This window comes from Klebsiella sp. (assembly GCF_027492335.1).
Classification (GTDB): Bacteria; Pseudomonadota; Gammaproteobacteria; order Enterobacterales; family Enterobacteriaceae; genus Klebsiella; species Klebsiella huaxiensis.
Window position 1 is genome coordinate 1 of sequence record NZ_JAPUEW010000043.1, and the last position, 14,099, is coordinate 14,099.

12 protein-coding genes are annotated in these 14,099 nt (G+C 53.9%); 6 read left to right on the forward strand and 6 right to left on the reverse strand.

The window, feature by feature from the left end; genetic code table 11:
- The first annotated feature begins 208 nt into the window (after window positions 1-208).
- Window positions 209-1,801: an ABC transporter substrate-binding protein gene (locus QVF11_RS13090; RefSeq protein ID WP_185930821.1), complete on the forward strand. Its 1,593-nt coding sequence runs from the start codon at window positions 209-211 to the stop codon at window positions 1,799-1,801.
- Between the two features lie 137 nt (window positions 1,802-1,938).
- Entirely contained in the window at window positions 1,939-2,607 is a 669-nt protein-coding gene (locus QVF11_RS13095; protein ID WP_112216872.1) for a DUF3313 domain-containing protein, read from the forward strand.
- Window positions 2,608-2,745: 138 nt separating this feature from the next.
- Here the strand turns inward: QVF11_RS13095 and QVF11_RS13100 are convergent, their stop codons facing one another.
- Window positions 2,746-3,642, reverse strand: a complete 897-nt coding sequence (locus QVF11_RS13100; protein ID WP_287857342.1) for a DMT family transporter — start codon at window positions 3,640-3,642, stop codon at window positions 2,746-2,748.
- A gap of 307 nt (window positions 3,643-3,949) precedes the next feature.
- On the opposite strand from QVF11_RS13100, the gene QVF11_RS13105 reads away from it, so the two are divergent.
- Complete coding sequence (locus tag QVF11_RS13105; protein WP_112216870.1) at window positions 3,950-4,816, forward strand: helix-turn-helix transcriptional regulator; 867 nt, start codon at window positions 3,950-3,952, stop codon at window positions 4,814-4,816.
- On the opposite strand, the gene QVF11_RS13110 is transcribed toward QVF11_RS13105, so the two are convergent.
- Window positions 4,796-5,962 carry a benzoate/H(+) symporter BenE family transporter gene (locus tag QVF11_RS13110; RefSeq protein ID WP_112216869.1) on the reverse strand — a complete coding sequence of 389 codons (1,167 nt, stop codon included), beginning with the start codon at window positions 5,960-5,962 and terminating at the stop codon, window positions 4,796-4,798. The genes QVF11_RS13105 and QVF11_RS13110 overlap by 21 nt on opposite strands.
- A 158-nt stretch (window positions 5,963-6,120) precedes the next feature.
- Between QVF11_RS13110 and QVF11_RS13115 the strand changes: the two genes are divergently transcribed.
- Window positions 6,121-6,657: a helix-turn-helix domain-containing protein gene (locus tag QVF11_RS13115; RefSeq protein ID WP_142513649.1), complete on the forward strand. Its 537-nt coding sequence runs from the start codon at window positions 6,121-6,123 to the stop codon at window positions 6,655-6,657.
- 249 nt (window positions 6,658-6,906) lie between these two features.
- Window positions 6,907-8,871 (forward strand): peptidase U32 family protein, encoded by a 1,965-nt coding sequence (locus QVF11_RS13120; protein WP_287857351.1) that lies wholly within the window; start codon window positions 6,907-6,909, stop codon window positions 8,869-8,871.
- Window positions 8,872-8,952: 81 nt separating this feature from the next.
- Here the strand turns inward: QVF11_RS13120 and QVF11_RS13125 are convergent, their stop codons facing one another.
- From QVF11_RS13125 to QVF11_RS13140, 4 genes are all read right to left on the reverse strand, one after another.
- A complete protein-coding gene (locus QVF11_RS13125; protein WP_142513652.1) occupies window positions 8,953-9,288 on the reverse strand; it encodes a hypothetical protein in 336 nt (111 codons plus the stop codon).
- Window positions 9,289-9,384: 96 nt separating this feature from the next.
- The gene (locus tag QVF11_RS13130) at window positions 9,385-9,510 is read right to left on the reverse strand and encodes a DUF2474 domain-containing protein (protein WP_139538144.1); all 126 of its coding nucleotides are present in this window, start codon (window positions 9,508-9,510) and stop codon (window positions 9,385-9,387) included.
- On the reverse strand, window positions 9,510-10,520 hold the full coding sequence (gene cydB, locus QVF11_RS13135; protein WP_142515372.1) for a cytochrome d ubiquinol oxidase subunit II: 1,011 nt from the start codon (window positions 10,518-10,520) through the stop codon (window positions 9,510-9,512). Before cydB ends, QVF11_RS13130 begins: the two co-directional genes overlap by 1 nt.
- Window positions 10,520-11,917, reverse strand: coding sequence for a cytochrome ubiquinol oxidase subunit I (locus tag QVF11_RS13140; RefSeq protein ID WP_287857348.1), 1,398 nt, complete (start codon window positions 11,915-11,917; stop codon window positions 10,520-10,522). The genes cydB and QVF11_RS13140 overlap by 1 nt, the downstream gene beginning before the upstream one ends.
- Before the next feature lie 302 nt (window positions 11,918-12,219).
- On the opposite strand from QVF11_RS13140, the gene QVF11_RS13145 reads away from it, so the two are divergent.
- Window positions 12,220-13,632, forward strand: a complete 1,413-nt coding sequence (locus QVF11_RS13145; RefSeq protein WP_112216861.1) for an aminotransferase-like domain-containing protein — start codon at window positions 12,220-12,222, stop codon at window positions 13,630-13,632.
- Window positions 13,633-14,099: the final 467 nt, after the last annotated feature.

A 14,099-nucleotide genomic window follows, 5' to 3' on the forward strand; every position in this document is an offset into this window, starting at 1 on the left:
GTGTTTGCAATGAGGCTTTAGTGTTATGTATGAATGGCAAAACAACAAGCTATACCCGTCATACTTCAAGTTGCATGTGTGTTGCCAGCGCTCGCTCACCCCAGTCACTTACTTTAGTAAGCTCCTGGGGACTCCCTCTCTTGCCGCCTTCATGCAACTCGAATTATTTAGGTATATAAATTAGCTGAAAAATTAAAAAGGAAAGCATATGCAACGCAGATTCACGACGCTTGCTCTGGCATTAGCCGCGCTGACGGCCAGCTCGGCTATTAGCGCAAAAACGCTGGTCTACTGTTCCGAAGGATCGCCGGAAAACTTCAACCCTCAGCTCTACACCTCTGGTACTAGCGTGGATGCCAGCGCGGTGCCTGTCTACAACCGGTTGGTCGATTTTAAGGCCGGGACCACCGAACTGCAGCCGAGCCTGGCCGAAAGCTGGGAGGTCAGCGAAGATGGCAAAGTTTATACTTTCCATTTACGTAAAGGCGTTAAGTTTCAGAGTAATAAATATTTTAAACCGACCCGTGATTTTAATGCCGACGATGTGATTTTCTCTTTTATGCGGCAAAAAGATCCTAAGCATCCTTATCACAATGTCTCCAGTGGTAATTATTCCAATTTTGAAAGTCTCGAGTTTGGTCAATTAATTACCAATATCGATAAGCCGGATGAATATACGGTTCGCTTTACGCTCGCCCATGCGGAAGCGCCGTTTGTTGCCGATCTTGCCTGGTATTTCGCCTCTATTTTATCGGCGGAATATGCCGATGCGATGTTAAAAGCCGGGACGCCGGAGCGGGTGGATATGGACCCGATTGGTACTGGTCCGTTTAAACTCGCTCAGTATCAAAAAGATTCGCGCATTCTTTTTACTGCTTTCCCGGAATACTGGCAGGGGAAGGCCAATATCGACAGGCTGATCTTCAGCATTACTCCGGATGCCTCAGTACGCTATGCCAAGCTTGAGAAGAATGAGTGTCAGGTTATGCCGTTCCCCAACCCGGCTGATTTGCCGAGGATGAAAGAGAACAAAGATATCAATCTGATGAGCAAAGCGGGTCTCAACACCGGCTTCCTGGCATTTAATACCCAGAAAGCGCCCCTGGATAACGTCAAAGTTCGTCAGGCCTTAGCCATGGCGATCAATAAACCGGCGATTATTGAAGCGGTATTCCATGGTACCGGTACGGCGGCGAAAAACCTGCTGCCGCCCGGTGTGTGGAGTGCGGATAGCAATCTGAAAGATTATGAATACGATCCGCAGAAGGCCAAAGCTCTACTGGATGAATCGGGGGTTGCAGGTCCGATCACTATCGACCTGTGGGCGATGCCGGTCCAGCGGCCCTATAACCCGAATGCTAAACGCATGGCCGAGATGATTCAGGCCGACTGGGCGAAAATTGGCGTGCAAACCAAAATCACCACCTATGAGTGGGGTGAATATTTAAAGCGCGTGAAGGATGGTGAGCATCAGGCGGCGCTGATGGGTTGGACGACGGCTACCGGCGATCCGGATAACTTCTTCGGCCCGCTATTCACCTGCCAGTCGGCTAACGGTGGTTCTAACTCGGCGAAATGGTGCTATCAACCATTTGATAAACTGATTACCGAAGCTAAATCGATAACCGATCGCCCAAAACGCGAAGCTCTCTATCTCCAGGCGCAACAGATGATGCACGACCAGATGCCGGCGGTGATGATTGCCCATTCGACTATTTTTGAACCCGTACGTAAAAATGTTACTGGTTACGAAATCGATCCCTTTGGTAAGCATATTTTTTACCAGGTGGATATAAAATAAATAAAGAATGAGGGCCCGCTGGCAACGGCGGGTTTATTTTATTCAGGTACTTGACGTATCACCATTTTTGCCACAAAACTTACCCCTGTATTTTGTTATAACACATGCCGAACGATTGCATTCACAGGGATTAACCTATGCGTACTCAGTTATTTTTTAAGGTCGCCGCGCTTGCCGGCCTGCTAGCGTTAGCCGGTTGCTCATCAAAACTCGCTAAACCTGAACAATATTCGGGTTTTTTAAAAGATTACTCAAGCTTAAAAGAAACCACCTCCGCTTCCGGTAAACCGGAGCTGCGCTGGATTTCTCCGGATTATAATCCGAGCAATTACGATAACGTTGTTTATAACCCGATCACTTATTATCCGGTACCAAAACCGACGACGCAGGTTGGCGAAAAGGCATTGGCTGATATCTTAAATTACACCAACAAAGAGATGAAACAGGCTATTTCCGAGCGTAAGCCGCTGGCAACCACCGCAGGTAAACGTAGCTTGATCTTCCGTGGTGCCATCACCGGCGTGGATTCCAGCAAAGAAGGACTGCAGTTCTACGAAGTGATTCCGGTAGCGATGGTTATCGCGGGCACCCAGGCAGCAACAGGTCACCGTACCATGGATACTAACCTGTACTTTGAAGGTGAGCTGATCGATGCGGCGACCAACAAGCCGGTCATTAAAGTCGTGCGTAAGGGCGAGGGGAAAACGTTATCCAACGAAAGTACGCCGCTGACCGTTGATACGCTGAAGCAGGTCATTGACGATATGGCGATTGATGCGGTGAAGTTCGACCCAAGTAATCGCTAAGTCAGTTTTATTAGTTAAGAAGGGCGCTATGAGTTGATAGCGCCTTTTTATTGGTAGTCAGACATACGCATCGGGTTCAGGTTTTGTCGGTCAGGTAAGGCGTTAGCCGCCACCTGACATAAACTGACCCGATAAAACCTATGCCAGTTTGCGGCGCAGAAACCACTGCTCAGGACGAGCAAACATCACCAGATTCCCTACCAGAATCAACGCCAATCCAGCCACGGCGTTGCTGTGCCAGATATACCCTTCATAAAACGTCGAAATTGTTAACGCAACCAGCGGGAACAGCAAAGTACTGTAAGCGGCTTTGCTCGCGCCAATTCTGCCGACCAGAGTGAAATAGGCACCGAAAGCAATCACCGAGCCAAACAGGGCCAGATACAGCAGTGCTCCCATATAGCTGAACGTCCACTGCGGCGTGAAATCATCCCCGCGTATCAGAGCAATGGCGCCCATCACCAGCGTACCGTAAAGCATGGCCCAACTGTTGGTGGTTAATGTTTCCAGACCGCGGCGCTGGTGGCGGATGCTGAGCATATTACCCAGAGAAAAGCCGTAGGTTCCCAGCGCACTGAGCGCTATGCCCAATAAGAGCGACGCATTCAGGCCGTTGGCCCATAAATCATCCCAGAACAGCGTAACGATACCCGCCAGGCCCAGTGAGGCGGCCAGCCAGAAACGTCCCGGTGGCTGCTGGCGGAAAAAGAGAAAGCTGTTAATCGCGTTGAACAACACCGCCATGGAGAATATCACCGACTCCAGGCCGGTATTGATATACGCGGCGGCGGTATAGAAACACCAGAAGTTAAAGCAGAATACGCAGCAGCCCTGCAGCAGGCAGAAGAGATGGTCGCGAGCGGCCAGCGGGCGCAGGCGGCGGGTGATTAGCAGCACGGTCAGCATCGTGACGCTGGCTACGGCAAAACGCCAAAAAATGGACACCGGCGCGGCGACCGGTCCCTGCTGCAAAAAAATAGCAATCCACGTCGTGCCCCAGATAACGACGACTAATCCGTAGAGTAATGCGTTCAAAATGTCTCTCCCGTGAGTGTTGTACCGATCATTCTGACGCCTGAGGCTACGCCACGCTGTCATCAACTTGTTACCGACTTGCAAATTCTTGCGCTTATTTTTAGTTGCCGGTGAGTGAAGGCTGGTATCTGCCCGTGACTCTTCATAGACTATACCCGTCATACTTCAAGTTGCTTGTGCGTTGGCTACGCTCGTTCGACCGAATCACTTACTTGAGTAAGCTCATCGGGACTTTCTCACTTGCCGCCTGCCTGCAACTCGAATTATTTAGGGTATAGAGACCTGTGAAATCGGGAATGTGAAGGCTATGGCTTACGGGACTTTCGAAACATTGCGTCAAAAAAATGCCGTGCTGCGGGAGACGGTGAAGCTCAACTCCGGTATTCAGCTGGCGGCGTGGTATAACAATCTTGATACCATCACCGTTCAAAGTGACCACCATACGCTGAGCCTGTATATTGCCGATGGTTACGAAAGTTACCAAAAAACGCCTCATGGTTGGAAAAATGGCGGCGGACCGGATCGTTTCTGCCTGATGCCGAAAGGAGATGAGAGCACCTGGGATATTCGTGGTGACCTTTCGTTTGTCCATATGTACTGCACGGACGCGCATTTGCGCCGGGTTGGCGAGCAGATTTGGGACCGCAGCCCGGCCTCATTCACCTTGCAGGAAAAAACCTTCTCCAGCGATGACAAGATAACGGCCGTCTATCGCCAGTTTCTGCTGGATAACGACTGGCAGCAGCAGGCTAATCAGCTCATGCTGAGTTCGGCCAGCACGCTGCTTCTCACGCACTTAATCCAGAATTACTCTAACGTTCAGTGGCGTTTACCCACCGTGACAGGCGGGCTTGCGCCACACGTCTTGCGCAATCTGCTGGAATGGATTGAGGAGAATCTGGACCAGCCGTTAACCCTCGCTGATTTGGCTCTGGAAGCGGCATTGAGCGAATATCACTTCGCGCGAATGTTTCGCCAATCGATGAAGATGGCGCCGCATCAGTACGTGATGCAGCGTCGTATGATCAAAGCGCAGGCGCTGATTTACCATAGTCAGTTGCCGTTAACCGATATTGCCATGGCCTGCGGTTTTAGCTCCGCCAGCCATTTTAGCAACCGGGTTAAAAGTGCCACCGGTCTGACGCCATCACAGCTACGCGCGGCGCAGCGTTGATAGCAGAACATAGCTGACGCCGCCAAGCACCAGTCCCCAAAAAGCAGATCCAATACCTACCAGCGTTACGCCGCTGGCGGTGACCAGGAAAGTTACCACCGCCGCATCGCGTTCATTTTCATGGTTTAGTGCCTGAAACAGGCTGCCACCAATGGTACCGAGCAGCGCCAGTCCCGCAAGCATCTGGATCCATGCTATCGGCAACGCCGCCATCAGGGAGGTAATGGAGCCGCCAAATATCCCCGCCAGCAGATAAAAAATGCCTGCCGCCGCCGCTGCAAGCCAGCGTTTTTGCGGTTCCGGATGGGCTTCCGGGCTCTGGCAAATGGCGGCGGTAATCGCCGCGATACAGATGGAATACACGCCAAAAGGTGACAGCAGCAGCGCCAGGCCGCCGGTTGCCACGATCAGTGGTGAAGCGGGGACCCGATAACCTGAAGCCTGAAGCGTGGCGAAGCCGGGGGCGTTTTGTGACGCCATGGTGACGAGGAAAAAAGGCAAACCGACGCTAAGCAGCAGCGCAGGGGTAAACACCGGAGCAATATAAGAAGGGGCGACAAAACTAAAACTAATTTGTGACGTTGTCACGTTTCCGCTTAACCCGGCAACGACACCGCCCGCCAGCAGAGCGGCTACCACGGCAAATCGCGGAAACCAGGTTTTGCACAGCAACCAGGCGGCCAGCATGCTGCCGCATAACAGCAGATTTCCTTGCAGACTGGCGAAAGCCTGCATGCCAAAGCGCAGCAAAATCCCGGCCAGCATTGCCGCCGCCAGCGAATGGGGAATGATCTTCATCAAACGGGCAAAGAGGCCGGTGACGCCGCAAAGTACGATTAAGGCATTGGCAAAAATAAAGACGCCAACCGCCTGCGCCAGCGTGACTCCTTGCAAGCCGCTGACCAGTAGCGCTGCGCCGGGAGTTGACCAGGCCGTAAGAATAGGAACCTTTTGCCACAAGGTTAACGCCAGGGTACTGACGCCCATTCCCAGACCTAATGCGGTCATCCAGCCAGCGATTTGCGTGGCATCGGCTCCCGCGGCAGCGGCGGCCTGCCAGATGATGGCGGCGGAGCTGGCGTAGCCGACTAATACGGCGACAAATCCGGCAAGCAGCGTCGGAAAGGGTACGGTAAATGTGCGCATGAGTATCTCTTGTGCGTTATAGCGGTCGATTTAATTTAACACTGTGCGCTATAGCGTACAACTGGCTTTCTGTTGGCTCGGGTTTGGGAAGGTAAAGCGATACCTGTAGAATCAGGTGAATATGCGTATAATTCCCTCAGATATTATTGGGAGGTGGAATGAATATTGCGCAACATCTGTCGGCGACCCTAAAAGCGTTGCGCCAACAGCGCGGCTGGAGCCTGTCGCGACTAGCGGAAGAAACCGGCGTATCCAAAGCGATGCTGGGCCAGATTGAACGTAACGAGTCCAGCCCGACGGTCGCCACATTGTGGAAGATTGCCACCGGCCTGAACGTGCCGTTCTCCGCGTTTATCGTGGCCGATGATACCGCCGCACCGGCCGCATTTGACCCGCAGCAGCAGGCGATGGTGGTGACGCCAATATTTCCCTGGGACCCGGTGCTACGATTTGACCATTTCTCCATTACCCTGGCCCCCGGCGCGCTGAGTGAGTCTACGCCGCATGAGCAAGGGGTTATCGAGCATGTGGTGGTGATTAGCGGCGTGCTGGATCTCTGTTTGCAAGGCGAGTGGTTGTCGTTGCAGCCCGGTGAGGGGCGGCGTTTCGCCGGTGACTTAGCCCATGCTTATCGCAATAGTAGCGCGCAGACTGCCCATTTCCATTCGCTGATCCACTACCCGAAAGAAAAATAAAAAAACCGCGAGCGAACTCGCGGCCAGGCAAATGACCGAGACAACAAATCACAACGTGACGAGGAAAATCCGGAATACGTGATGACTGTATCCTTAGCCTATTTCTCAGGGAAATACCTTTTTCTTCAATGCTTTGCTGAAAACTGAAAATTCCCACCGATGCGGCGGCGGAAAATGTTTTGGTCTGTGTGCAGTTCTGACTACAATAGCCGCCATTTCGACCCCCCTATAATGGATAACGACGAGCGTATGCGCCTGCAAAACCATCATCTTGAACTTCTCAGTCCTGCCCGCGATACCGCGATCGCTCGTGAAGCGATTTTACACGGTGCCGACGCGGTCTATATCGGTGGACCGGGCTTTGGCGCGCGCCACAACGCCAGCAATAGCCTGAGCGATATCGCCAGCCTGGTGCCTTTTGCCCATCGCTACGGCGCGAAAATATTCGTGACGTTGAACACCATTCTTCATGATGATGAGCTGGAACCGGCGCAGCGCCTGATTACCGACCTGTACGAGACTGGCGTCGACGCGCTGATAGTTCAGGATATGGGGGTGATGGAACTCGATATTCCGCCGATCGAACTGCACGCCAGTACCCAGTGTGATATCCGTAGCGTCGAGAAAGCAAAGTTTCTCTCCGACGTCGGTTTTAGCCAGATTGTTCTCGCTCGTGAGCTGAATCTTCAGCAGATTAAGACCATTTACGATAACACCGATGCGACCATTGAATTCTTTATTCACGGCGCGCTGTGCGTGGCTTATTCCGGCCAGTGCAATATCTCCCATGCCCAGACCGGTCGCAGCGCTAACCGCGGCGACTGCTCGCAGGCCTGCCGCCTGCCTTATACCCTGAAAGACGATCAGGGCCGCGTTGTGGCCTATGAAAAGCATCTGTTGTCGATGAAAGATAACGACCAGACTGCCAACCTGGCGGCACTGATCGATGCGGGCGTGCGCTCCTTCAAGATTGAAGGTCGCTACAAAGATATGAGCTACGTGAAGAATATCACCGCGCATTATCGCCAGATGCTGGACGCGATTATTGAAGATCGAGGCGATCTGGCGCGCGCTTCCGCCGGTCGCACCGAACACTTCTTTGTTCCTTCAACCGATAAAACCTTCCATCGCGGCAGTACCGACTATTTTGTTAATGCGCGTAAAGACGATATCGGCGCGTTTGACTCCCCGAAGTTTATCGGCCTGCCGGTGGGCGAAGTGCTGAAAGTGGGGAAGGATTTTCTTGATGTTGATGTGACCGAGGCGCTGACTAACGGCGATGGTCTGAACGTGATGATCAAACGTGAAATCGTCGGTTTTCGCGCCAATACGGTAGAAAAAACCGGCGAAAACCGCTATCGCGTATGGCCGAATGAAATGCCCGCCGACATGTACAAAGTGCGCCCGCACCAGCCGTTGAATCGCAACCTCGATCATAACTGGCAGCAGGCGTTGCTGAAAACCTCCAGTGAACGTCGAATCGCGGTGGATATTGAACTGAGCGGCTGGCAGGAACAACTAGTCTTAACCATGACCAGCGAAGAAGGCGTGAGCGTTACCCATACTCTGGACGGCGAGTTTTCTGAAGCAACTCAGGCCGAGAAAGCGCTGGCGAACCTGCGCGACGGCGTGGCAAAGCTAGGCCAGACGATTTATTACTCGCGCGCTGTGCAGGTTAATTTGCCGGGAGCGCTGTTTGTGCCGAACAGTCTGCTTAATCAACTGCGTCGTGAAACGGTAGAAATGCTGGATGACGCGCGCCTGAAAGCCGTGGTCCGCGGCAGCCGTAAGCCGGTCTGCGTGCCGCCGCCGGTCTATCCTGAAACGCACCTGTCGTTTTTGGCGAACGTTTACAACCACAAGGCCCGCGAGTTTTATCAGCGCTATGGCGTACAGTTGATTGACGCCGCCTATGAAGCGCATGAAGAGAAGGGCGATGTGCCGGTGATGATCACCAAGCACTGCCTGCGCTTTGCCTTCAACCTGTGCCCGAAACAGGCCAAAGGTTCGATTAAGAGCTGGAAAGCGACGCCGATGCAGCTGATCCATGGTGATGAAGTGCTGACGCTGAAGTTCGATTGCCGTCCGTGTGAAATGCACGTCATTGGCAAGATGAAAAACCATATCCTGAAAATGCCGCTGCCGGGCAGTATCGTTGCGTCCGTTAGCCCGGACGATCTGCTGAAAACTCTACCAAAACGCAAGGGCGTCTGATAACGGTAAAGCCTTTGTCAGTACAACCTGACGGATGGCGAAAAAAAGCCCGACAGGGTTGCTATCGGGCAGGGAAACTTATTAGTTTTTCGGCGGTAACGGCTTGCCGTCCTGATTACCGTCTTTACGCTCACCTTTTGGCGGCTGCTTGCCGTCATTGTGGTTGCTTTTCGGCTGGTGTTTACCGTCTTTTGGCGGCTGTTTACCATCCTGACGATCGCCTTTCGGTGGCTGTTTACCGTCATGCTGCTCGCCTTTTGGCGGTTGCTTGCCGTTGTGCTGCGGCGCTTTGTTATCGTGGCCGTGGTTACTCTGCTGAGCAGACGCTTTTTCCGGCGGCGGCGGGTTATCTGCAGCAAAAGCGAACGATGACAGCCCAAGCGACATCACAGCAGAAAGCAAAAGAACCTTTTTCATAACAACATCCTTTATTTTTATATGCTCAAATATTTCAACAGAGAAAAGTGAAGACAAAATGGAGATGCCGTGTATCAGATTATTCTCTCCGCTCGGCTAAACTTTCAGTCCGGCGGCCGTCATCAGTAGTCTGAACCCCATGCTCACCGCCGCCAGCGCCAGCACGCTGCCTCCCCACAGGGCGACCATCCATAACGTCCGTTTAAGCCATAATCGTTGCATCAATGATACCCCTCACCATGTTGAACTTTGCCGCGAAAAACGTAGTAACTCCAGAAGGTATAGCCGAGGATCACGGGGAGTATCAGCAGTGCCCCGACCAGCATAAAGCCCTGGCTTTGTGGCGGAGCGGCGGCCTGCCAAAGGGTGATACCCGGTGGAATAATATGCGGCCAGATACTGATCCCCAGACCGCTAAAGCCAAGGAATATCAGCCCCAGTGTCAGGACAAAAGGCAGCAGGTGACTCGTACTGTTGCCCAGTGATCGCCACAGCCAGCTGCTTATCGCCGCGACCAGCAACGGCACCGGCAGCAAGAAGAAAAGGTTGGGCAAGCTAAACCAACGTTCGGCAATAGCTGACTTTGCCAGCGGGGTCCAGATGCTGATGGCGACAATCACTATCAGTAGCGCCAGTAGCAATCCGCGCGCGGTTACGCGCATATTTCTGTGCAGCGCATTATCGCTTTTCATCACCAGCCAACTGGCACCCAGCAGCGCATAGGCAATACACAGACCCAGGCCACAAAACAGGGTAAACGGCGTGAGCCAGTCAAACATTCCGCCACTGAAGCTGCGGCCGCTGACGGCGAAGCCGTTGATCACCGCGCCAACCACCATGCCCTGCGTGAAGGTTGCCAGAATTGAACCCCCCATAAAGGCTCTGTCCCAGAACGGACGGTGTGATGGCGTAGCGTTAAAACGGAATTCAAAGGCGACGCCGCGAAAAATAAGGCCGATCAGCATCAGGGTGAGCGGGATCGCCAGCGCGTCAATAATTACCGCGTAGGCCAGCGGGAAAGCGCCAAACAGGCCCGCGCCGCCGAGCACCAGCCAGGTTTCATTGCCATCCCATACCGGCGCGACGCTATTTACCATCACGTCGCGGTCCGCAGCATCCCGTGTGGTGCTGAATAAAATGCCAATGCCCAGGTCGAAGCCGTCCATCACGATATACATCAGGGTGGCGAAGACGATAATGACAAACCAGATAACCGATAAATCGATACCCATTAGTGGGACTCCTTCTGCTGAAAACCTTCTGCCGCGGCGGAAAGCGGTCGCGCTGGCGTACCTGATGTGGGCGGCTGCGCTTCCTGGGGCCCTTTACGAATCAGGCGCAGCATATAGCTATAGCCGACGCCAAATACCGAGCTGTAAACCACAATAAAGGTCAGCAGGCTGATGGACATATGCAGGTCGCCGTGAGCGGAAACGGCATAGGCGGTGCGCTGTACGCCGTAAACTACCCACGGCTGGCGGCCCACCTCGGTGGTGACCCAGCCTGCGAGAATGGCGATAAGCCCGGACGGCCCCATCCACAGCGCAAAGCGCAGAAACGGCCTGGAGTGATACAGGCGACCGCGATAGCGCAGCCACAGTGCCAGCGCGCCGAGCAGGATCATCAGCATGCCTAGCCCGGCCATCAGGCGGAATGACCAGAAGACGATGGTGGAGTTAGGCCGGTCTTCCGGGGCGAACTCTTTGAGCGCGGGCACCTGTTTGTCCAGACTGTGAGTGAGGATCAGGCTGCCGAGAGCCGGAATTTCCAGACCGTAGCGAGTGCGTTCCTGCTGCATATCCGGCCAGCCGAAGAGCAATAGCGGGGTCGGCTCTCCAGGAATGTTCTCCCAGTGTCCCTCAATAGCGGCAATTTTTGCGGGCTGGTGCTTGAGCGTATTCAGTCCGTGCATATCACCAATCATTGCCTGAATGGGGGCGACGATTAGCGTCATCCACAGCGCCATAGAGAACATCGCGCGAATGGCGGGGGTATTGTTGCCGCGCAGCAGGTGCCATGCCGCCGATGCGCCGACAAACAGCGCGCTGCTGAGAAAGGCCGCTACCGACATATGCAGCAGGCGGTAAGGGAACGACGGATTAAAAATCACCGCGAACCAGTCCACCGGCACCACCTGCCCATTGACGATTTCAAACCCCTGCGGCGTTTGCATCCAGCTATTGGAGGCGAGGATCCAGAAGGTGGAGATAATCGTCCCCAGCGCCACCATGCAGGTGGCGAAGAAGTGCAGGCCGGGCCCGACGCGGTTCCAGCCGAACAGCATCACGCCGAGGAATCCGGCCTCAAGGAAGAAGGCGGTCAGCACTTCATAGGTCAGCAGCGGGCCGGTTATGCTCCCGGCGAACTCGGAGAACCCGCTCCAGTTGGTGCCGAACTGGTAGGCCATCACCAGGCCGGAGACCACGCCCATCCCGAAGTTAACGGCGAAGATTTTCGACCAGAAGTGGTAAAGCGAGCGCCAGGTTGGATTCCTGGTTTTTAACCATAACCCCTCCAGCACCGCCAGGTAGCTGGCTAATCCAATGGTGATGGCGGGGAAGATAATATGAAATGACACGGTGAAGGCGAACTGGATCCGCGCCAGGTGGAATGCATCAAGACCGAACATGCAGAACTCCGCAACAAAATTGATTCAGCGCAATTCTAGGCCTCGTTCTGAACTGGTTGCAGGAACAGAAACGCTGTTTTTCCCTATAACAGTTAGGTTCTGTTATGAAATTTTGGCAAAACGCAGGATGGATATTTCCCGGATCGCCGGGCTACGGATCTACCTCCATCTGCGGGCTACGGATTTACAGCCGCCTCCGGGGAATGTGTTGTTTCACTACACACCATAACAGTTTTTATAAACTGCCATTATTTTTCATCTGATATATCATTGGTTACAAGAATGATAAACCGGACCCGACGATGAAAAAGTACCAGCAGCTGGCGCAGCAGCTTACCGAACAGATTGCGCTTGGCGTATGGCTACCTGGCGACAGGCTGCCGTCGCTGCGCGAACAGGTGGTGAGCAGCGGGATGAGCTTTATGACCGTCAGCCACGCCTATCAACTGCTGGAAAGCCAGGGACGGATTATCGCTCGTCCACAGTCCGGCTATTATGTTGCGCCGCAGCCGATCAAACAACGTCAGCCGGAGCCGCCCGCACAGGTAACGCGCGATGAAGCGGTGGATATCAACACCTATATTTTTGATGTGCTACAGGCCAGCAGACGAGCATCGATGCTGCCTTTTGCCTCGGCCTTTCCCGACCCGCGGCTGTTCCCCTTGCCGCAGCTTAACCGCTCGTTGGCGCAGGTGAGCAAAACCGCCACTGCCATGAGCGTGATTGAAAACCTGCCGCCGGGTAACGATGAACTGCGTCACGCCATTGCTCGCCGCTATGCGCTGCAGGGAATGAATATCTCTCCGGACGAAATCGTGATTACCGCCGGGGCGCTGGAGGCGTTGAATCTCAGCCTGCAGGCGGTGACGGAACCGGGTGATTGGGTGGTGGTGGAAAACCCCTGTTTCTACGGCGCGCTTCAGGCACTGGAGCGGCTGCGCCTGAAGGCACTGTCGGTGGCGACCGATGTGAAAGAGGGGATTGATCTTGCCGCGCTGGAGCAGGCGTTGCAGAACTATCCGGTCAAGGCCTGCTGGCTGATGACCAACGGTCAGAACCCGCTTGGCTTCACGCTCAGCGCGGAGAAAAAAGCGCAGTTGGTCGCTTTGTTGGCGCGCTATAACGTGGTACTGATTGAAGATGATGTTTACAGTGAACTCTATTTTGGCCGCGAGAAGCCGCTGCCGGCGAAGTACTGGGATCGTGATGACATGACGCTGCATTGCAGCTCATTTTCTAAGTGTCTGGTACCCGGGTTTCGCATCGGCTGGGTGGCTGCGGGCAAACACGCCCGGCGTATTCAGCAATTGCAGCTAATGAGCACACTCTCCACCAGTTCGCCGATGCAGCTGGCACTGGTGGATTATCTCTCGACCAAACGCTACGACGCGCATCTGCGGCGTTTACGCCGCCAGCTTGCCGAGCGCAAACAGCTGGCCTGGCAGGCGCTGCTTCGCCATCTTCCCGCCGAGGTCAAAATCCACCACAGCGATAGCGGCTATTTTCTCTGGCTTGAGCTGCCCGCCGGGGCCGACGCGGGTGAACTCAGCGCGCGTGCGCTGGCGTATAACATCAGCATCGCCCCGGGAAAAATGTTTTCCACCACCGCCAGCTGGACCTCATTTTTCCGCTTTAATACCGCATGGGGCTGGGGCGAAAAAGAGGAGCAGGGGGTGAAACGGCTGGGGGAGCTGATCCGCGAGATGTTGAAGTAGCTTGAGGCGGATAACAAACCTGTTTTAGCCATGGTTCTCGTATTTCTGCCGAGTGGCGGCTAGCGCCTTACACGGCCTACAAAACCTCTATATTTCGGTAGGCCCGTGCAAGCGAAGCGCCGCCGGGCAATTCCAGAGGTTCGCACTTGGTTAGTTGTCTGGAGTAACTGAAGTCACTTTTGTTTATTTCCAGTCGACTATCCCGGCCCGTTAAATAAACCGGGCATTATGCTGGTTATTATTTTACCGCGACTAACCATAGGAAATTCGCATAGTCGTATTACCCCGCTAACTCCTTGTCTATAATCCACAAAGTTATCTCATGTTAATTAATTGTTGCGTAATGCGCCCTTTGTCACAACCTGAATAAATTTCCCCGGGGGCTCTAAGCGCGCCGTCTACTGTTATTAAGGGAGATATTTTTACGGCACGGCTGCCGCTAATTTTCTTGTGACAGGAGTAAGACC

Coding starts and splice junctions, on each gene's coding strand:
- QVF11_RS13090 (WP_185930821.1), top strand. CDS start 209: ATGCAACGCAGATTCACGACGCTTGCTCTGGCATTAGCCGCGCTGACG.
- QVF11_RS13095 (WP_112216872.1), top strand. CDS start 1,939: ATGCGTACTCAGTTATTTTTTAAGGTCGCCGCGCTTGCCGGCCTGCTA.
- QVF11_RS13105 (WP_112216870.1), top strand. CDS start 3,950: ATGGCTTACGGGACTTTCGAAACATTGCGTCAAAAAAATGCCGTGCTG.
- QVF11_RS13110 (WP_112216869.1), bottom strand. CDS start 5,962: ATGCGCACATTTACCGTACCCTTTCCGACGCTGCTTGCCGGATTTGTC.
- QVF11_RS13115 (WP_142513649.1), top strand. CDS start 6,121: ATGAATATTGCGCAACATCTGTCGGCGACCCTAAAAGCGTTGCGCCAA.
- QVF11_RS13120 (WP_287857351.1), top strand. CDS start 6,907: ATGCGCCTGCAAAACCATCATCTTGAACTTCTCAGTCCTGCCCGCGAT.
- QVF11_RS13125 (WP_142513652.1), bottom strand. CDS start 9,288: ATGAAAAAGGTTCTTTTGCTTTCTGCTGTGATGTCGCTTGGGCTGTCA.
- QVF11_RS13130 (WP_139538144.1), bottom strand. CDS start 9,510: ATGCAACGATTATGGCTTAAACGGACGTTATGGATGGTCGCCCTGTGG.
- cydB (WP_142515372.1), bottom strand. CDS start 10,520: ATGGGTATCGATTTATCGGTTATCTGGTTTGTCATTATCGTCTTCGCC.
- QVF11_RS13140 (WP_287857348.1), bottom strand. CDS start 11,917: ATGTTCGGTCTTGATGCATTCCACCTGGCGCGGATCCAGTTCGCCTTC.
- QVF11_RS13145 (WP_112216861.1), top strand. CDS start 12,220: ATGAAAAAGTACCAGCAGCTGGCGCAGCAGCTTACCGAACAGATTGCG.